Annotated in this window: 17 protein-coding genes, 4 pseudogenes and 2 CRISPR repeat arrays; of the genes and pseudogenes, 10 read left to right on the top strand and 11 right to left on the bottom strand. The window is 70.4% G+C overall.

All coding sequences use genetic code 11. The annotated features are described in order from the left end of the window. The first annotated feature begins 4 nt into the window (after positions 1 to 4). The 6 genes from ACLQ2N_RS29595 to cas2 all read left to right on the top strand — a co-directional run bounded on the left by ACLQ2N_RS29595 (position 5) and on the right by cas2 (position 7,086). Positions 5 to 1,390 carry a type III-B CRISPR module-associated Cmr3 family protein gene (locus tag ACLQ2N_RS29595; RefSeq protein WP_425817742.1) on the top strand — a complete coding sequence of 462 codons (1,386 nt, stop codon included), beginning with the start codon at positions 5 to 7 and terminating at the stop codon, positions 1,388 to 1,390. Then, a complete protein-coding gene (locus tag ACLQ2N_RS29590) occupies positions 1,387 to 2,799 on the top strand; it encodes an RAMP superfamily CRISPR-associated protein (protein WP_425817740.1) in 1,413 nt (470 codons plus the stop codon). Before ACLQ2N_RS29595 ends, ACLQ2N_RS29590 begins: the two co-directional genes overlap by 4 nt. Further along, complete coding sequence (locus ACLQ2N_RS29585; protein ID WP_425817738.1) at positions 2,796 to 3,275, top strand: hypothetical protein; 480 nt, start codon at positions 2,796 to 2,798, stop codon at positions 3,273 to 3,275. The genes ACLQ2N_RS29590 and ACLQ2N_RS29585 overlap by 4 nt, the downstream gene beginning before the upstream one ends. Next, positions 3,275 to 4,123, top strand: a complete 849-nt coding sequence (gene cas6 / locus ACLQ2N_RS29580; RefSeq protein WP_425817736.1) for a CRISPR system precrRNA processing endoribonuclease RAMP protein Cas6 — start codon at positions 3,275 to 3,277, stop codon at positions 4,121 to 4,123. The genes ACLQ2N_RS29585 and cas6 overlap by 1 nt, the downstream gene beginning before the upstream one ends. A 90-nt stretch (positions 4,124 to 4,213) precedes the next feature. Then, positions 4,214 to 4,687: a CRISPR direct-repeat array (repeat unit 37 nt; unit sequence GTTCCGCAGGACCGAAAAGCCCGCAGGGCATAGAAAC). Between the two features lie 234 nt (positions 4,688 to 4,921). Next, positions 4,922 to 6,796, top strand: coding sequence for a CRISPR-associated endonuclease Cas1 (cas1, locus tag ACLQ2N_RS29575; RefSeq protein WP_425817734.1), 1,875 nt, complete (start codon positions 4,922 to 4,924; stop codon positions 6,794 to 6,796). Between the two features lie 5 nt (positions 6,797 to 6,801). Beyond that, positions 6,802 to 7,086, top strand: coding sequence for a CRISPR-associated endonuclease Cas2 (cas2, locus tag ACLQ2N_RS29570; RefSeq protein WP_425817732.1), 285 nt, complete (start codon positions 6,802 to 6,804; stop codon positions 7,084 to 7,086). A gap of 223 nt (positions 7,087 to 7,309) precedes the next feature. Next, a CRISPR array of direct repeats spans positions 7,310 to 7,722; the repeat unit is 38 nt; unit sequence CGTTCCGCAAGGCCAAAAAGCCCGCAGGGCATAGAAAC. Positions 7,723 to 7,929: 207 nt separating this feature from the next. On the opposite strand, the pseudogene ACLQ2N_RS29565 reads toward cas2, so the two are convergent. The 5 genes and pseudogenes from ACLQ2N_RS29565 to ACLQ2N_RS29545 all read right to left on the bottom strand — a co-directional run. Continuing rightward, a pseudogene (locus ACLQ2N_RS29565) lies at positions 7,930 to 8,115 on the bottom strand (integrase core domain-containing protein); the annotation flags it as partial. 106 nt (positions 8,116 to 8,221) lie between these two features. Continuing rightward, positions 8,222 to 8,374, bottom strand: a pseudogene (locus ACLQ2N_RS29560) (IS3 family transposase); the annotation flags it as partial. Positions 8,375 to 8,436: 62 nt separating this feature from the next. Beyond that, positions 8,437 to 8,571 (bottom strand): annotated as a pseudogene (locus tag ACLQ2N_RS29555) (IS3 family transposase); the annotation flags it as partial. Positions 8,572 to 8,759: 188 nt separating this feature from the next. Then, positions 8,760 to 8,888: pseudogene (locus ACLQ2N_RS29550) on the bottom strand (hypothetical protein); the annotation flags it as partial. A gap of 304 nt (positions 8,889 to 9,192) precedes the next feature. Beyond that, positions 9,193 to 10,053, bottom strand: coding sequence for a 3-hydroxybutyryl-CoA dehydrogenase (locus tag ACLQ2N_RS29545; RefSeq protein WP_425817730.1), 861 nt, complete (start codon positions 10,051 to 10,053; stop codon positions 9,193 to 9,195). A 235-nt stretch (positions 10,054 to 10,288) separates the two neighbouring features. Here ACLQ2N_RS29545 and ACLQ2N_RS29540 point away from each other — a divergent pair, with 235 nt between their 5' ends. After that, entirely contained in the window at positions 10,289 to 11,539 is a 1,251-nt protein-coding gene (locus tag ACLQ2N_RS29540; RefSeq protein WP_425817728.1) for a glycoside hydrolase family 10 protein, read from the top strand. 3 nt (positions 11,540 to 11,542) lie between these two features. Here the strand turns inward: ACLQ2N_RS29540 and ACLQ2N_RS29535 are convergent, their stop codons facing one another. After that, positions 11,543 to 11,758: a DUF1918 domain-containing protein gene (locus ACLQ2N_RS29535; RefSeq protein WP_383297012.1), complete on the bottom strand. Its 216-nt coding sequence runs from the start codon at positions 11,756 to 11,758 to the stop codon at positions 11,543 to 11,545. Between the two features lie 41 nt (positions 11,759 to 11,799). Continuing rightward, on the bottom strand, positions 11,800 to 12,744 hold the full coding sequence (locus tag ACLQ2N_RS29530) for a DMT family transporter (protein ID WP_425817726.1): 945 nt from the start codon (positions 12,742 to 12,744) through the stop codon (positions 11,800 to 11,802). On the opposite strand from ACLQ2N_RS29530, the gene ACLQ2N_RS29525 reads away from it, so the two are divergent. Both ACLQ2N_RS29525 and ACLQ2N_RS29520 read left to right on the top strand, forming a co-directional pair. Next, positions 12,743 to 14,236, top strand: coding sequence for a PLP-dependent aminotransferase family protein (locus ACLQ2N_RS29525; protein ID WP_425817724.1), 1,494 nt, complete (start codon positions 12,743 to 12,745; stop codon positions 14,234 to 14,236). The two genes, ACLQ2N_RS29530 and ACLQ2N_RS29525, sit on opposite strands and share 2 nt — an antisense overlap. 33 nt (positions 14,237 to 14,269) lie before the next feature. Continuing rightward, a complete protein-coding gene (locus tag ACLQ2N_RS29520; protein ID WP_425817722.1) occupies positions 14,270 to 14,845 on the top strand; it encodes a histidine phosphatase family protein in 576 nt (191 codons plus the stop codon). Positions 14,846 to 14,868: 23 nt separating this feature from the next. On the opposite strand, the gene ACLQ2N_RS29515 is transcribed toward ACLQ2N_RS29520, so the two are convergent. The 4 genes from ACLQ2N_RS29515 to ACLQ2N_RS29500 all read right to left on the bottom strand — a co-directional run bounded on the left by ACLQ2N_RS29515 (position 14,869) and on the right by ACLQ2N_RS29500 (position 17,633). Further along, positions 14,869 to 15,624, bottom strand: a complete 756-nt coding sequence (locus tag ACLQ2N_RS29515; RefSeq protein ID WP_425817720.1) for a Clp protease N-terminal domain-containing protein — start codon at positions 15,622 to 15,624, stop codon at positions 14,869 to 14,871. Between the two features lie 130 nt (positions 15,625 to 15,754). Continuing rightward, entirely contained in the window at positions 15,755 to 16,252 is a 498-nt protein-coding gene (locus tag ACLQ2N_RS29510; protein WP_365684262.1) for a peptidylprolyl isomerase, read from the bottom strand. Positions 16,253 to 16,297: 45 nt separating this feature from the next. Continuing rightward, on the bottom strand, positions 16,298 to 16,810 hold the full coding sequence (locus ACLQ2N_RS29505; RefSeq protein ID WP_425817718.1) for a DinB family protein: 513 nt from the start codon (positions 16,808 to 16,810) through the stop codon (positions 16,298 to 16,300). A 40-nt stretch (positions 16,811 to 16,850) separates the two neighbouring features. Next, positions 16,851 to 17,633: a LysR family transcriptional regulator substrate-binding protein gene (locus ACLQ2N_RS29500; protein ID WP_425817716.1), complete on the bottom strand. Its 783-nt coding sequence runs from the start codon at positions 17,631 to 17,633 to the stop codon at positions 16,851 to 16,853. 58 nt (positions 17,634 to 17,691) lie between these two features. Here ACLQ2N_RS29500 and ACLQ2N_RS29495 point away from each other — a divergent pair, with 58 nt between their 5' ends. Further along, entirely contained in the window at positions 17,692 to 18,096 is a 405-nt protein-coding gene (locus ACLQ2N_RS29495) for a DUF5997 family protein (RefSeq protein ID WP_425817714.1), read from the top strand. The last annotated feature ends 49 nt before the right edge of the window (positions 18,097 to 18,145 follow it).

The following is an 18,145-nucleotide window of genomic DNA, read 5'->3' as shown; positions in this document are numbered from 1 at the left end:
ACCCATGCTCGATGTGTACGCCACCCCAGTGCAGCCACTGGCCATGGGCCGCCGCCCGCGCGGGCTCGCCCCGGTCGCCGGCCACCACCACGTGCCCGGATCCGTACTCCGCGGAGCCCTGGCCGCGGCGTGGATCGCCGAATTCGGACCTCCGCAGCACGCCGCGCCCGCACACCGGACGAGTTTCCACGAACTCTTCGAAGGGCGCGCCCGCTTCGGACCACTGCTCGCCCACGGATCCTGGGTAGTGCCGCTCTCCGTCCACACCTGCAAGTACCGGCCCAAGCCGGACTGCGCCCAGCACAGTTACGACGAAGCAGCCGACTCCGGCCCCCGGCCGCACCGCTGTCGTGCCTGCGGAGAGTCGCCGCTCGTCGTCGGCCGCGGCCAGGTGGAACTCGGGCCCGACTCCCCGATGAACATCATCGAGACCACCCGCATCCAGCTCACCGCACAGGAAACCGCAGCCACCGGGCAGATCTTCACCCGGCAGGAGTTCGCCCAACGACCCGGCCAACCAGACGCCGCACGACATGCCCTCAGCGGCCAGATCGCCACCGCCACCCTCCACGACGACCAAGTGGCCTGGCTGACCACCGACCGTGTGCTGCGTCTCGGCGGCCGACGCGGAACCAGCGGCGAAGTCCACTACCGGGCCACACCCGCCGCCAGCCCTCCGACGCCCACAGGCAACTTGTTCACCAAGGACGGGGCATTGATCCTGCGATTGCTCAGCCCCGCCATCCTCGTAGATGCCGCAGGCCGGCCCAGCAACCGCCCCGACCCGGAACTGCTCGCCGAGACCCTCGGGGTCACCTCCGTCGACATCGAACGATCATGGACCCGATGGGAACGAGTCGGCGGCTGGAACGCCATGGCAAGGATCCCCAAACCGGAGGACCTCGCCGCCGCCGCCGGCAGCGTCTACCTCCTCAAGCTGACCGGAACTCCGGGGCCCGCCGGACTTGCCCGGATCATTCAGGACGGCGTCGGCCTGCGGCGCGCAGAGGGTCACGGGTGGCTGACGCTCGGCCCCTGGAAGCAGCCGACAGAGACCGGCGCCGCATCACCAAGCGCAGCAGCAGGCAGTGGGCCGAACGACGACGAGGCGCTTGAGCGGCTGGCCGCCACCGGCCACGGCTCTTGGATCGCCCGCCAGATCAAGGCATTCGCCCAGCAGAAAGACCGCAGCCCCGCCGCCGCGACCGCACTGGTACGCGGTCCGGCGTTCGCCCGCGCCGGTGCAGCACGAAAGACCCTGAGCCTCCTACTCGCCGCCCACGGGCACAACAAAACCCAACTTTTGTTGCTCTCCAGCAGGTTGAGTGACGCCGCTGCCCAGCAGAGACCCGGCACGGCCAGCAGCGCAGTCGACGGGAGTGCCCGATGACTTCCGTCCTGCTCATCGCCCTCGAACTCGAACTCGAAAGCCACGCCGCCGTCAAAGCCCCCGAAAGAGCCGGGAAGGGCGACCAGACCACACACCCGCTCAGCCGCGACGCCCAAGGGCGCCCCTACCTCCCCGCCAGCTCCCTGGCCGGATCCCTTCGCGCCCATATGCGCCGTCACCACATTGGCCAGGTCGAAACGCTGATGGGCGAGGAACCAGGCACCCGCACCTCCAGCTCCCGCTGGGAAACCAACCATCCCGGCGAGGAACAGCAGCAGGCTCGCCCGTCCGCCATCCGATTCCTGGGCACCCGCATCGAACCTGCCGACGACACCGGCTTCGAGCTCGCCCAACGCGGCCGCACCGCCGTGGACCGCCATCGCGCAGCCCCCGCCAACCACAAGCTGCGCACCGACGAACTTCTGCCACCCGGCACCCGGATCAGTTGCTGGCTCCGCGTCGACGACCTGGCTCTGCACACGCGGGTCCTGGGGGCGCTCGCCGACTGGCGCCCCACCATCGGCGGCGGCCGCAGCACCGGCCTCGGCCGAGCCCGCGTGACCACAGCCCGGTATCAGGCGCTCGACCTGAACACGCCTGAGGGCAGGGCCCGCTGGCTCACCCAAGGGGGCGAGGACCTCTTCGCGGGCGGCACCGCGCTCGACCTCGAAGCCGCACAGCCCGAGGTGGTGCTGCGGGCCTCCTGGGAGATCGTCGACGGCCTCTCCATTACTACCGGAGAGCCGGAGCTCGACGAAGCCACCGGCCGCACCGTGGCCCGTGTGCTCACCGGCCGATTCTCCACGGGAGACGGCAACCGCACCCGCCTTCCCTACGTTCCCGGCTCCACGTGGAAGGGCGTACTGCGCAGCCAGGTCGAATACATCCTGCGCTCCCTTGACCTCCCCGTGTGCGACTCCACGGGACCGGACGGCACCTGCGGCAAGTGCGACGTTTGCATCGCCTTCGGCTATACGACCGAAGACGATGACGGCGACTCCGTCGGACAGCGGGCGCTGCTGCACTTCGCCGACTCGCCCATCACCGGCGCCGCACTCTCCGTACGCCAGCACGTCCCGCTCGACCGCTTCACCGGCGGCGCAGCGGCCGGACTCCTCTACGCCCGCCAGGTCGTCGACGCCGGACACCTCACGCTCACCATCACTCGCGACCCCGACCTCACCACCCCCGCCATCCCGCCACTCGCAGTAGCCGCACTAAGGCTGGCCTACTACGACCTCCACGCCGGACAGCTTGGCCTCGGCGGGGCGACCACAAGAGGTCTGGGCACCGTGCGCCGAAGGGACCTTGACGAGGCAGCTATCGAGGACGAACGACGCCACGCCGCCGAGCTGCTCGCAGCAGCCCTCACGGACACCGCCGCCCCCCAGGAAAGCAGCCCCGCGTGAGCCCACAACACGAACCCCTGACCCTCACCCTCCACGGCTACGGCCGCCTGACCTGGACCGAAGCCCTCCCTTTCCTCCGCGCCCACCACTGCACCTGGACGGACCTCGACGGCATCCACATCGCCGAACAGGCCCCCGCTCACCTCCCCGTAGGCGCCACACACCTGTGGGCATGGCAGGACATCACCCACGCGGCCCGACTCCGCTTCGACACCGACCACGTCTACCTCGCCACCCTCCGCCGAACCCCACCTCTCACCGACCACACCCCCCAACTCACCGAAGCGGCAACCACCGTCAGCGTGCGCACAGGAACCCTCTGGAGCGCCACAGACCGGCAGGCCGGCCCTCTGCCCGAAGCCGCCTACGCCTGGACTTGGCACCTACTCGAAGCCGCCGGACCCCATCCCACGACCTTCGTCACCGCCACCTCCGCCGCCAACCGGCCCGTACCAGAGATGCCAAGAGTGCGCTGATGCCCTATACCTGGACACTCCGCCTGCGCGCCGCAGCCCCACGCGAGCAGCAAGTCACGCCCGCCCAACTCCACGCACTGGCTTGCACATTGCTTGAAGGAGCGGCGATCGACCACCACAGCCAGACCAAGCCCTTCTCCGTCACCCCGCTCATGGGCGCTCCAGATGCCCCGGGATGCGCGCTGCTCGCCCTGGGCTGGCTCGACGACAGCACGACACCGCCGCTCGACAAACGCCTCGGCGAACAGGTCCGCCTCGGTGGCCAGTTCTTCACCGTCGAGGACGCCCACGTCACAGGAGCCCCGTATGCTGCTCTGCGCACCCTCCCGCCCTCTCGGCGCGTGACCATGGACTTCCTCTCGGTCACCTACTTCACCCGCAAGGGCCGCTGGATCCCCCTCCCCGACCCCGAACTCCTCTACGCCGGTCTCGCGCGCCGCTGGAACACGTACGCCGGTATCCCCATCCCGGACGGCCTGATCACCGCACTTCGGGAGGCCGTCCTTCTGGCCGCCCACGAGGTGAGGAGCGCCCCGGCCGAAATCGGCCAGGGCCACCGCATCGGCTTCCTCGGCCAGGCTTCCTTCACCCTGCTCCGCACGGTCGACACCGAAGTGCTGGCCGCGTTCACCGCCCTCTCTCGCTTCGCGGAATGCGCAGGAGTCGGCGCCCAGACCACCCACGGCCTGGGCTGGACGACAGTCACCACGCTGGAGCGCGGCCGGGGAGCAGCGGACAAGCAGCCGTCGCGCCGAGACCGTTACCGTCCCGCTCGCAGACAGCCCGTCGGCCTTGACTCCGGCGCAAGCCAAACGGGCAGGTCACAGACCCAGAAGGGGATCATGTGACCTGCGTCACGGGCTGCCGATGCGGGTGGCGGCGCGCCCTGCGCAACGGGCACAATCGGCGCAGGCCGCGACGCTCGCTGGAGGTCGAGGGTTCCGCAGGACCGAAAAGCCCGCAGGGCATAGAAACAGAATCGTGGCACAAATCATCAAGCAGACGGCCACAGTTCCGCAGGACCGAAAAGCCCGCAGGGCATAGAAACGGCTCTCGAAGATCTGGACCTCCTTGCGAGACTGCGTTCCGCAGGACCGAAAAGCCCGCAGGGCATAGAAACGCGAAGAGGTCACTCTCGTGGGTCCACTCGACCATGGTTCCGCAGGACCGAAAAGCCCGCAGGGCATAGAAACTGGTTGTGCAGAGCGGATCGCATCTGCCTGGAGAGTTCCGCAGGACCGAAAAGCCCGCAGGGCATAGAAACGTTGGAACGAAGCCGGGTCGACAGGTCTCACACGGGTTCCGCAGGACCGAAAAGCCCGCAGGGCGTAGAAGCCGACGGTCAGTTGCCGAAGTCGATCCACATGGCGGGGACGTTCCGCAGGAACAAAAAGCCCGCGGGGGATAGAAACGTCTACATCGGGAAAGGAAGTCGGCAGCGATGCCGGTTCCGTGGGAAGCAAGGCCCGTAGGGCATGGGGGTGGAACGCCGACTTGCAGGGCAAGTTGGTGTGTTCCGTGGGGCGAAAAAGGCCCGTAGGGCATAGAAACTGAACGGCCCGGCGGTGGCCTCGACGTCCTGCCAGTTCCGCGGGACGAAGAAGTCCGTAGGGCGTGGATTCCTCGTTCACCCCGAAGGGAATTTCATGGCTGAGCTGCTCTACCGCGCCGCCTCGGAGTCCGCGTTGCTTGCCGCTTGGGGTGAGGTGCAGGAGAACGATCTGGCGGACGGCAAGGTGAGCCGACAGGTCGCCGACTACGCGAAGGGCGTGCTCGGTCGACTGGCCGCGCTCAGCCGCGCGCTTCGGGCCGGTACGTGGAATCCGTCGCCCGTCTACGCCATGGAGATCGACAAGAGAACCGGCGGTAAGCGCCTTCTGGCTGTGCCTGCCGTCGAGGATCGCGTCGTCGAGCGCGCGCTCATGGAGGTCGTCGACGACCACATCGACGCCGTGCTGCTCCCCTGGAGCTACGCCTACCGCAAGGGCCTCTCGGTGTCCGATGCCTTGGACGACCTCGCAGCCGCGCGCGACGACGGTGCGCGCTGGGTCGTCCGGGCCGACATCAAGGATTGCTTCGAGCAGGTGCCTCGCTGGCCGGCGCTGATGCGGTTGCGCGAACTCATCCCCGACCCTGAGTTGTGCCACCTGGTCGGCCGACTCGTCAACCGTCATGGCGTGGGCCCTGCTGCCCGTCGCATCAAGAGCGGGCGCGGCCTGCACCAGGGAGGTTCCCTTTCCCCCGCGCTCACCAATCTCTACCTGGACTCGTTCGACCGCGACTTGCTCCGTACAGGCCACCGGGTCCTGCGTTACAGCGACGACTTCGCCGTCCCTGTGGCGACCCATGCCGAAGGCGAGAGGGTCCTGGGGCTGGCGGAGGAGGCCCTCAAGCGACTCGACCTCGAACTCAACGACAGCAAGTCCCGTATCGAAAGCTTCGACGAGGGCGTGGAGTTCCTGGGGAAGCTCACCACCGCCGGATCACGGACGCGCACGTCGACGCGCGTCTCCCCGCTGGAGTCCGCGGTCTACGTCACCGAGCCCGGATCGTCACTGCGCACCAAAGGATCCCGCCTGCGTGTCATGCGCCGCGAGAAGCAGCTGCTCGGCGTGCCCCTCGATCGCGTGCACCAGGTCGTGTGCACCACGCCCGCCACCCTGACCACCCCGTTCCTGCGCCGCGCGCTGGAACACGGCATCGATGTCGTCCTCACCGAGGAGGACGGCGAGTTCCTCGGCCGTCTCACCGGCCCGGACGGCCCCGACGTCGAACTCCGCCATGCCCAGCACCGTCTGGCCGACAAGAATGCGGCGAAGCTGGACCTGGCGACGGCCTTCGTCGCCGGGAAGATCGCCAACATGCGCACCTGCCTTCTGCGCGCCGCCCGTGCCGGACACATTCAGCCGACCGAGCCGACGGCCGCTCGCCTCCTGGAGGCCCGAAAAAGCGCGCTGGCCGCCGCGTCGCCGGCGGCGCTGATGGGAGTGGAAGGTGCGGCATCCCGCGATCACTTCGGCGCCGTGGGTCGCATGCTCGGCCCCACGTGGGCCTTCACCCAGCGCCGCCGGCGGCCGCCCCCGGATCCGGTCAACGCGTTGTTGTCCTTCGGGTACACGCTGCTGACCCGCGAGGCGGCCACCGCCGTCGAGCTCGCGGGCCTCGATCCCGGAGTGGGCTTCCTCCATGAGATGCGCCGCGGGCGCCCGTCGCTCGCCCTTGACCTCATGGAGGAGTTCCGCCCACTGATCGTGGACCACCTTGTCATCGGGCTGTGCATGTCCGGAAAACTCGGCCCGGGTGACTTCACCACCCTCGACGAGGGCAAAGGGTGCCGCATGGACCGCGACGCGCTCCGGACGTTCCTCGCGGCGTACGAACGCCGCATGCTGACTGTCGCCCACCACCCCACCGCCGGCCGACGCGCCTCCTACCGCGCGGCGCTGACCGTGCAGGCCCGCCACCTCGCGGATGTCATCGCCGACCGTACCCCTGCCTACTCGCCCGTCAGCTGGCGGTGACCCACGTGTCCTACACCCTGTTGGTCAGCTACGACATCGCCGACGACGACCGGAGAGGCGAAATCTCCGACACACTCGCCGCACACGGCGCCCGAGTCCAGTACAGCGTCTTCGAAGTCACGCTGCCGACCAAGAAAGCGGTGCGGCAACTACGCGGCACACTGCGCAAGTTGATTGACCGTGATGAAGACCAGGTCCGCCTCTACCCGCTGTCCGCCCCGGTCCTCAACGAGCTCGTGATCCTCGGCAACCGCCGCCTTGAGGAACGCGCCGACTTCTGGATCGTGTGAGGTGACATGCCGATACTCCGGCTGGCACCCAGCCTCTGGGAACCCATCACCGTCCCCGGCGGCAACCCCAGGTGGGAGTCGATTCCCGCGCGCGCCATAACCGCAGGTCCCAGCCCCACAGCCCAGTCTTGTGGCGCTCGTCACAGATCAACCGAGTGGCGAGCGAGTGCCCCCGCGCAACGGGCAGAATCACCGCAGGTCACGGACACCCTCCAGAGCGAAGGGTTCCACAAGGCCAAAAAGCCCGCAGGGCATAGAAACGTTTCGTGCTCTGACCCTCGATCGTTACATCGGCGTCGGTAGTTCCACAAGGCCAAAAAGCCCGCAGGGCATAGAAACGGAACCACTTCCAACCCTCGTCACCCTTGAGGGCGTCGTTCCGCAAGGCCAAAAAGCCCGCAGGGCATAGAAACACATTTCACTCGTTCTGTCCCTTACGGGTCAGGGTGACGTTCCGCAAGGCCAAAAAGCCCGCAGGGCATAGAAACTCCCGGTGGTTGTGGACGTGCTCAGTACTGGTACCGCGTTCCGCAAGGCCAAAAAGCCCGCAGGGCATAGAAACGCTTCCTCTATCTGGAGGGCGTCGTCGAAGTCGTATCGTTCCGCAGGGCCGAAAGGCCCTCAGGGCATAGAAACGTGTTGGCCTCGTTCGAGAGGCGGCTGGTGAGCAGAAGTTCCGCAAGACCAAAAAGCCCGTAGGGCGCAAAGGCATCTCGTGGCGCTGGCGGCCCGAAGGGCGTCAACCTCGGTTGTCAATCCCCTGGAAGGGTAGAGACGTTGGTTATGAGCCTGGTTCTGGTGACCGGTACGGTCACGCGTTTTGTGAATGGTGTTCTCGAAGGTGACGGGTGGTTGCCCGCCAGCCGCGCTGTGGCGACGTCTGGTGTTGTAGAAGTCCGTGATCCTGAGCCTGGCCTCGGCCCGGGTGGCGAAGCGGTGGCGGTGGACGTACTCGACCTTGAGCGCGCTGTGGAACGACTCCGCGGCGGCATTGTCCAGCGCCGACCCCACCCGTCCCATGGACTGCACCACGCCCCAGCGGCCACACAGATGCTGGAACGCCTCCGAGTTGTACTCGGCTGTCTCTGTCGGTGTGAAAGATGACCCCGTCCACGGTGCCGCCCCAGGTGGCGATCGCCATCTTCAGCGCGGCGCCGACCAGGGCGGTGTCGTGCCGTAGCCCCATCGCGTAGCCGAGGTCCCGGCACGAGAACGCGCCGTGGACCGAGGCGAGGTAGAGCTTGCCCTCACTGGCCTCGATCTCCGTCGTGTCACCCCACCACAACACGTCCGGCGCGACCGCATCGAACCCGCGTCGCACCAGGTCAGGGGCGGCTTGCGGCCCTGGAGACCGAGCTCGGCCATGATCTCCGCGACCGTGTTCTGCGACACCTGCCAGCCCTCCTCCCGCGGGTCCAGTGTGATCCTCGGCGAGCCGTAGGTCCGGCCGGACCGGTCGAAGAAGTACCGGATCCGTTCCTCCAGCGCGACCCGTCCGACCTCGCGTTTCGTCGGCCTGGCGGGGCGCCGGCGCCATTTGTAGAACCACGCCCAGGGCCCGGCACGAGGTGCGGAACGTTGTACTCGGTCTTCTGGTCGCTGATCACCCCGACGGCAGCCGCCGGGTCCGCCACAGTTACTTCACCCAGGTGACCATGCAGCGTTTGAGGACATCACGCTTTATGGACAGCTCCTTGTTGTCCTTCCTGAGCTGGGCGTTCTTTTGCCGCAGCCGGTGAGACCCAGCTCGCCAACGTCGTCTCGTTGATCCCCAAGTCCTTCGCGACCTCGCCGACCGATTTTCCGGTCTCGGTCTCGTAGTGCGTAGGTCCGGGGACCGAGGCGCCAGGGACTTTTCAGGGACTTTCAGCTCTGTCGGAGGGACATCCGAGGGAGTTTTCGCAGTACAAGCACGGAAGGCTGCGACAGCGCCGAAAGACCCAGGGCTTCGGGCCCGCGCATACGAGCCGTCGCTCGATAGCGCTCCGGCACGACGGCGGATCGGCGGTAGCAGACGAGGTTCTTCGGGGCCGCGCACGGTCCTGACCTCGGGAAACGTGCCCTCGCGGGCCCGGCGGCGTGAGCGCCGGGCCCGCCGACGGGCGGTCAGGCGTACGGGTAGAACCCCGACCCCGACTTCCGGCCGAGGCGGCCCGCGTCGACCATGCGCTGGAGCAGCGGGGGAGCGGCGTACAGGGGCTCCTTGTACTCGGCGTACATCGAGTCGGCGACCGAGGCGACCGTGTCCAGGCCGATGAGGTCCGCGAGCTTGAGCGGGCCCATGGGGTGGGCGCAGCCCATCTCCATGCCGTTGTCGATGTCCTCGCGGCTGGCGATGCCCGACTCGAACATCCGGATCGCCGAGAGCAGGTACGGGATCAGCAGGGCGTTGACGACGAAGCCGGAGCGGTCCTGGGCGCGGATCGGGTGCTTGCCCAGTATGTCCCGGACCACGGCCTCGGAGCGCTTGATGGTCTCGTCCGACGTGGTCAGCGCGGGGATCAGCTCCACGAGCCGCTGCACCGGTGCCGGGTTGAAGAAGTGGATACCGATGACCTGGTCCGGGCGGGAGGTCGCGACGGCCAGCTTCACCAGCGGGATCGAGGAGGTGTTGGAGGCCAGGATCGCGTCCGGGCGGGTCACCACCTGGTCGAGCACCTGGAAGATCTCGGTCTTGACCTGCTCGTTCTCCACGACGGCCTCGATGACGAGGTCGCGGTCGGCGAACTCGCCGAGGTCCGTGGTGAAGCTGAGCCGGGCCAGGGTCTCGTCGCGCTCCTCCGCCGTGATCTTGCCGCGCTCGGCGGCCTTCGACAGGGAGTTGTGGAGCCGGGTCCGGCCGATCTCCAGCGCCTCGCCGGTCGTCTCGGCCACCTTGACGTCGAGGCCGCTGCGCGCGCACACCTCCGCGATGCCCGCGCCCATCTGGCCGCAGCCCACCACTCCGACGCGTGCAATGTCGGCCATAGAGTCCGTCACCTCGTGCCTTTCGCTGTTCCCGTTCGGCGGCTTCCGTCTGGTTCCGGGCTCCACCACGACTCCCCGACGTTACTCCGCGCCCTACCAGGAATAGCAGGCCGGGGCGTGCATGCTCGGCCCTGGACACCCGTCGTGCCCGGATTGCGGGGATACGGCGGGGCTCGGACGTGTACGGAGAGAGAGCGGGTGCGACGCGATGCCAGGAATGGCCCGGAGAGGGTTCGTGACGGGTGCGGCCGGGGCGGTCGCCGGGGTGGCGGGAGCGGCGGTGGTGGCCGGTGACGCGGTCGCCCGGCCCGTGCGGGCGCGGCCCCTGCCCGGTCCCGCCGCCGGGCGGGACGTGGTGCGGCGGGAGCTGCGCGGCATGTGGGTGGCGACCGTCGCCAACACGGACTGGCCGTCGAAGCCGGGTCTGTCCGCCGCCGCGCAGCGGGACGAGCTCGTCGCCGTCCTGGACCGCGCCGTGGCGCGGAAGCTGAACGCGGTGATCCTCCAGGTCCGCCCGACCGCCGACGCGCTGTGGCCGTCGGCGTACGAGCCGTGGGCCGCGTGCCTGACCGGGACGCAGGGCAAGGACCCCGGCTGGGACCCGCTCGGCACCGCCGTGCGGGAGGCGCACGACCGGGGCCTGGAGCTGCACGCCTGGTTCAACCCGTACCGGGTCGCCAACCACACCGACCCGTCCCGCCTGACGGCCTCCCACCCCGCGCGCCGCAATCCCGGCTGGGTGCTTCCGTACGGCGGCAAGCTCTACTACAACCCGGGCCTGCCCGAGGTCCGCGCCTTCGTCCAGGACGCGATGCTCGACGCGGTCCGCCGTTACGACATCGACGCCGTGCACTGGGACGACTACTTCTACCCGTACCCGGTGGCCGGCCAGAGCTTCGCGGACGGCGCCGCGTACGAGAAGTACGGCGCCGGATTCCCCGACCGGGCGGCCTGGCGCCGCGAGAACACGGACCGGCTGGTGCGCGAGACGTCCGAGCGCGTCAAGGCGCTGAAGCCCGGCGTCCGCTTCGGCATCAGTCCCTTCGGCGTCTGGCGCAACGCGGACACGGACCCGGCGGGCTCGCGGACCAGGGCGGGGGTGCAGACGTACGACGACCTGTACGCCGACACGCGGGGCTGGATCGAGAAGGGCTGGCTGGACTACGTCGTCCCGCAGCTGTACTGGCACATCGGCAACGCCGCCGCGGACTACGCCGAGCTCGTGCCGTGGTGGTCCGACACCGTGCGCGGGACGGGCGTCGACCTCTTCATCGGCGAGGCGCTGTACAAGTGCGGCGACCCGGCCCAGCCCGCCGCCTGGCAGGACCCGGCGGAGCTGTCCCGCCACATCGCCCTCGCGGCCGGGCACGATCAGGTCCGCGGCCACGTGTACTTCTCGGCGAAGAGCGTGGCGGCGGACCGGATCGGCGCGATGGACCGGGTGGTCGCCGACCACTACCGGAGCCGCGCGAGGCCCCCGCGCTGAGGGTTACGTGATGTCCGCGTCCCGGCCCGACGCGCAGCCCGTGTGCTGGACGACGGTGTCGGGACCCGGTGCGAGCAGATGTTCGTGTCCGTCCTCGAAGCGGACGCGGTACGGGGGAGAACCCCCGGTCCCGAGCACTTCGACGACCTCCGCGACCCGGTCGTGCTGCCCCACGGTCCTGCCGTGCGTCAGCAACCGGTCGCCCTGGTGTGCCTCCATCGGGAGTGACCTCCTCGGGGTGGCGTGCTGTGCTGACCAGTCTAGGACCGGGTGCGCGCCGCGCGCTGGGTGAGCGCGATGCAGACCAGGACCGCGACGGCCGCCACCGGGGCCGCCGCCGAGACCTCCTCGTCGAGCAGGAAGAACGACCAGAACAGGGTGAGCAGCGGCTGGGCGAGCTGGAGCTGGCTGGCCCGGGCCACCCCGATCTCCGCCATGCCCCGGTACCAGACGTACAGCCCGAGGAACGTGGAGACGGCCGACACCCAGACCAGCCCGACGACCCCGTGCGCGCTCAGGTGCACCGGCTCGTAAGCCAGCGCGACGGCGGCGCCCGCGAGGTTGAGCGGCAGCGTGAGGATCAGCGCCCAGCCCGTCACCTGCCAGCCCGGCATCACCTTCGCCAGCCTGCCGCCCTCCGTGTACCCCGCCGCGCACACCAGCAGCGCGCCGAACAGGAAGAGGTCCCCGGCCGACACCGCGCCGCCGCTCTGCGCCACGGTGAAGACGATCACCACGGCCGCCCCGGCCACCGCCGCCGCCCAGAAGGCGCGGGGCGGGCGCGTCCCGGTCCGCAGCGAGGAGAAGACCGCCGTGGTCAGCGGGAGCAGCCCCACGACCACCGCGGCGTGCGAGGTCGTGGACGTCCGCAGCGCCAGCGTCGTCAGCAGCGGGAAGCCGACCACCACCCCGCAGGCCACGACGGCCAGCCCCGCCCAGTGCTCCCGGGCCGGCACCCGGACCCGTCGCGCGAGGAGGAAACCGCCGGCCAGTGCCGCGGCGAGCAGGCTGCGCAGCGCGACCAGGGACCAGGGGCCGAAGCTCTCCAGGCCCCAGGCGGTGGAGGGGAAGGTCAGCGAGAACGTCACCACGCCCAGCAGCGCGAGCAGCGTTCCCCGGCCGGCCGGCGCGGACGGACTCGGGCGGACGTCGGCGGGGGCGACCGCTATCGTGTTCGGCGCAGTAGCGCTACTCTCTGCTCTCATGCATGAGCGTAGCAGCGTGGCGGAACTGGTGAAAGTCCTGCGATCCGAACTCGACCGCTACTCGCCAGGGGAGAAGCTGCCGTCGAGCCGGGCTCTGGTGGAGCGCTTCCGGGCCGGCCCCGTGACCGTGTCGCGGGCCATCGCCCAGCTCGCCGCCGAAGGGCTCGTCGTGACGCGCCCCGGTTCCGGCGCCTACCGGGCGCAGCCCGCCGCCCGGCCGGCGCCCCCGGCCGGTGACACCTCCTGGCAGGAGGTCTCGCTCAGCGGCGACGGCCTCCCGGAGGCGGTACCCCGCAGCGTCGACGTCTCCGGCCTCCTGTTCAGCCTCGCCGCCCCGCCCACCGGGGTCATCGAGCTCAACGGCGGCTATCTGCACGCCTCGCTCCAGCCCGAACAGGCCCTGGCCGCCGCCCTGGCCAGGGCCGGCCGCCGCCCGGGCGCGTGGAGCCGCCCGCCCATCGACGGGCTCACCGAACTGCGCGCCTGGTTCGCCCGCGACATCGGGCCCTCGCTCGGCGCCGCCGACGTGCTGATCACCGCGGGCGGGCAGAGCGCCCTGGCCACCGCGCTGCGGGCCCTCGCCCCGCCCGGCGCGCCCGTGCTGGTGGAGTCGCCCACGTACCCGGGCATGCTGGCGGCCGCCCGGGCGGCCGGGCTGCGGCCGGTGCCGGTCCCGGTGGACGGCGAGGGCGTCCGGCCCGACCTGCTCGCCGCCGCGTTCCGGGCGACCGGGGCCCGTGTCTTCGTCTGCCAGCCGCTGTTCCAGAACCCGACGGGCACGGTGCTCTCCGAGGCCCGGCGCCCCGAGGTCGTGCGGATCGCCCGGGAGGCGGGGGCCTTCGTCATCGAGGACGACTTCGCCCGCCTCCTCGCGCACGACGACGCGGGCCCGCTGCCGAGGCCGCTCGCCGCGGACGACCCCGACGGCGTCGTCGTCCACACCCGCTCGCTCACCAAGGCCGCATCGCCCAGCCTGAGGGTGGGCGCGCTGGCCGCCCGCGGCCCGGCTCTGGAGCGGCTGCGCTCCATCCAGATCGTGGACAGCTTCTTCGTCCCCCGGCCGCTCCAGGAGGCCGCGCTCGAACTGGTCGGCTCGCCCTCCTGGGCCCGCCATCTGCGCGCCGTCTCGGCCGAGCTCGGTGCCCGCCGCACGGCGATGGCGGCAGCGCTGCGGACGGCCCTGCCGGGCCTCGGGCCGGCCCGTGTCCCGTCCGGCGGCGGCTACCTCTGGCTGACCCTGCCCGGCTCCGAGGCGGGCGCGGACGAGTCCGCGATGGTCCAGTCCGCCCTGCGCGCGGGCGTGGCCGTCGCCCCGGGGCGCCCGTACTTCTCGGCCGAACCGCCGGCGGCGCACATCCGCCTGAGCTTCGCCTCGGTCGCCGGGCCGCCGGAGATCACGGAGGGCGTGCGCCGACTGCGTAGGGCCTGGGAGGGCACCCCGGCCGCTCGCCCTGACCTACTCGGGCGTAGGTCTGCGCGAACGACCTCTTGACCCGCGTCGCGATCCGCCCCCACGATCGCGGCCATGAGTGTTCGGGTCACGCTCCTCGCCGCGGCGCGCGGCTCCGCCCTGCTCGGCGAGCGATTCGATGACGACCGGCCGCTCGACGAGGCCGGCTGGTACGCGGCGCGGTTCGCCGCCCCGGCCCTGGCGCCCCTGGGCTCCGCAGAGCTGCGCTACTGCTCGCCGACCCCGCGCAGCCGGGCCACCGGTGAGGCGCTCGGTTTCCACCCCCTGGTCCAGCCGGCCCTGCGCGACTGCGACATGGGGCGGTGGCGGGGCCGTACCCTCGCCGAGGTCACCGCCCGGGAACCGGCGGCCGTGGACGCCTGGCTGGCGGACCCGCGTGCGGCGCCGCACGGCGGGGAGCCGCTGCTCGCCTTCATCTCGCGGATAGGCGGCTGGCTGGACACCCGCCCCGCCTGTGACGGCGCGATCGTGGCCGTCGCCGAACCGGCCGTGGTCCGTGCGGCCCTCGTGTACGCGTTGAAGGCCCCGCCGTCCACGTACTGGAACGTCGACGTCGGCCCGCTCTCCACCGTCACCCTCACGGGCCTGCCGCGCCGCTGGAGCCTGCGCCTGGAGAACGGGACGGGCTGAGTGCGGCGCGGCGGGCCGGCGGGTCACCCCTCCTGGGCGGGCGTCTGCTTGCCGGCCGTGAGGATGGACAGGGCCTCGGTGATGGCCAGCTCGGCGGCCGCCTTGTCGATGCCGAGGCCGCTGAGCACGCCGGAGCCGTCCTCGTGCTCCAGCAGGGCGAGCAGGAGGTGCTCGGTGCCGATGTAGTTGTGCCCCATCCGCAGGGCCTCGCGGAAGGTGAGCTCCAGCGCCTTGCGCGCGTCGCCGTTGTACGGGATGAGCTCGGGGATCTCGCCCTCGGAGGCCGGGGGAAGCGCCTCGGTGGCCGCCTGCCGGACGGAGTCCAGGGCCACGCCCTGGGCCTTGATGAACGCCGCCGCCAGACCCTCGGGCTCGCTGAGCAGGCCGAGGACGAGGTGTTCGGTGCCGATCTCGGTGTTGCCGGCCGCCCGGGCCTCGTTCTGGGCCGCCATCACCACGTTCTTGGCGCGCTGCGTGAAGCGGCCGAAGCCCTGGTTCGGGTCGAGGGCGGTGCCCTCGCCGGGGTCCTTGGCGACGAAGCGCTTCTGGGCGGCCTGCCGGGTCACGCCCATGCTCTTGCCGATGTCGGTCCAGGAGGCGCCGGAGCGGCGCGCCTGGTCCACGAAGTGGCCGATCAGGTGGTCGGCGACGTCGCCGAGGTGGTCGGCGGCGATGACGGCGTCCTGGAGCTGGTCCAGGGCGTCGGAGTGCACCTTCTTGATGGCCGCGATCAGGTCGTCGAGACGGATGGGCTGCGACGGGACTACGGGATTCGTCATGTGTCAACCATAAGTTGACAGTGGTCGGGGTGTCAACTGTCAGTTGACAGTGCATGCGTTTCCGAATGCGGAAACGCGCCGCCCGACGAGAGACGTCGGACGGCGCGTTCGGTGCGCCGGGGATCCGGGATCAGAGGATGCCGGAGTCCGCGATGGTGATCTTCGCCTGGGTGCGGCCGCTCTGCGAGCCGAGGCCCTCGATGCGCTTGACCAGGACCATGCTGTCCTCGTCGGCGACCTCGCCGAAGACGACGTGCTTGCCGTCCAGCCAGGACGTCACGATCGTGGTGATGAAGAACTGCGAACCGTTCGAGTTCGGTCCGGCGTTGGCCATCGAGAGCAGACCCGGCTTGGTGTGCTTCAGCTCGAAGTTCTCGTCGGCGAACTTGTTGCCGTAGATGCTCTTGCCGCCCGTGCCGTCGCCGCGCGTGAAGTCGCCGCCCTGGAGCATGAACTGCGGGATGACCCGGTGGAAGGAGGAGCCCTTGTAACCGAAGCCGTTCTGGCCGGTCGCCAGCTGGCGGAAGTTCTCGGCGGTCTTGGGAACGATGTCGTCGAACAGATTGAACACGATCCGCCCGGCGGGCTCGTCGTTGATGGTGATGTCGAAGAAAACCTGGCTCGTCATGCGTCCATCCTGACATCCGCCCGATCGGTCCCGACGCCCGGCCCGTCAGACACCGGTGCTTCCGTCGATCCGCTCGCGGAGCAGATCGGCGTGACCGCTGTGGCGAGCGTACTCGCCGATCATGTGGTGGTAGATCCAGCGGAGCTTCACCTCGCCGCCCATGAAGGGCGCCGAGTCCTCCAGAGAGCGCTCGGCGCAGACCGCCCGCGACACGGCGACCTCCTCCCGCCAGGCCGCGAGGGCGCCGGCGAGCGTGGCGCTCCCGGCGAGCTCGAAGCCCCCGTCGTGGCCCTCGGGCCGGACCGGTCCGCCGTGCACCGGCGGGACGTCCTCGCCGGTCAGGATCCGCCGGAACCAGTTCCGCTCGACCTCCGCGAGATGCCGGACGAGCCCCATCGGCGTCAGCGACGACGGCGGTACGGAGGCGCTGCGCGCCTGCTCGTCGGTGAGGTCCTCGACCTTCTGGGCCACGGTGCTCCGGTAGAAGTCGAGCCAGCTCTCCAGGCCGGTGCGCTCGTCGGCGTCGAGGGGCGGCATCGGGCGTTCGGTGTGCGTCATGCTCCCCGATGCTGCCAGGCGGGTCCGACAACGGCTCGGATCACGGCCTCCGGCGGGGCTTGCCGCGCTTGGCGGCGGCGCCGCGAGCGCCCTTGGTGCCCTTGGAGCCACCGGAGCCTCCCGGGCCGCCCCGGGAGCCCTTCCCCGACCCCGTACCGGAAGCGCGCCTGCCTTTGTCCTTGGCCTTCGGCTGGGCGGCAGGCGCCGCCCCTGCCCGGCCGCGCGAGCTGTTCACCGTACGGCCGCGGACGATGCCGATGAAGTCCTCCACCTGGTCGGTGGTCCTCTCCTGCGGCCACGACAGCGCGACGCGTGACTCCGGCGCGTCCGTCAGCGGCCGGTACGTCAGGTCCTTGCGGTGGTGCAGCCGGGCCAGCGACTGGGGGACGACGAGGACGCCGATGCCCGCCGCGACCAGCTCGACGGCGTCCGCCGTGGTCGCCGGCCGCTCCAGCGCCGGGCGGCCGGGCAGCTGCTCCCAGGGCAGGGCGTCGTCCAGCGGGTGGAGCACGATCTCGTCGGCCAGCTCCGCGACCGACAGCTCGTCCACCGCCGCGACCAGGTGGTCCTTGGGGACCACGACGACCGTGGTCTCCGTGTACAGCGGGATCGCGCTGAGGTCCGTGCCCCCGACCGGCAGCCGGAGGAACGCCGCGTCGGCGTCACCGGCGCGCAGCAGCTCCTGGGCGCCGAGCGCGGGGACCTGGACGAGGGTCAGGGGGATGTCCGGCAGGCGCTCGTTCCAGATCCGCACCCATTTGGCGGGGGTCACTCCGGGGACGTACGCCAGCCGGAACGAGGGGGTTGCTTCGGGGCCTGTCACCCCGCCAGGTTACCGGCCGTGGTCGAGGGCGCCGCACGCGCTGGATACCCTTGACCTCATGAAGTCCCACCAGACCGCCCAGACGATGAAGCCCGCGACCGCGGCGAAGAAGCTGGGTGTGTACCTCGACGCCACCCCCGCCGAATTCCAGGAGGGTGTCGTCTCGCGCGCCGAGCTGGCGGCCCTCCAGGCCGATCCGCCCGAGTGGCTGACCGACCTGCGGAACAACGGCCCGCACCCCCGCCCGGTCGTCGCGTCCAAGCTCGGCGTCTCCATCTCGGGCCTGGCCCGAGGCGGGGTCACCGAGGCGCTGACCACCGAGCAGATCGACGCCCTGAAGCAGGAGAACCCGGAGTGGCTGCGGAAGGAGCGCGCCGTCCAGGCGGACGTCCGCAAGGAGAACATCCGCATCAAGGAGCGGAACGCCGAGCGCGAGGCGAAGGGGCGCGACGAGCGCGACTGACATCACAGAACGTATGAGGGGGCCCCTTCCGCGCTCGCGGAAGGGGCCC

This window comes from Streptomyces sp. DT224, assembly GCF_049844595.1.
Classification (GTDB): domain Bacteria; phylum Actinomycetota; class Actinomycetes; order Streptomycetales; family Streptomycetaceae; genus Streptomyces.
Note: the sequence above shows the minus strand (reverse complement) of the source record. Positions and strands in the feature narration are given on the sequence as shown.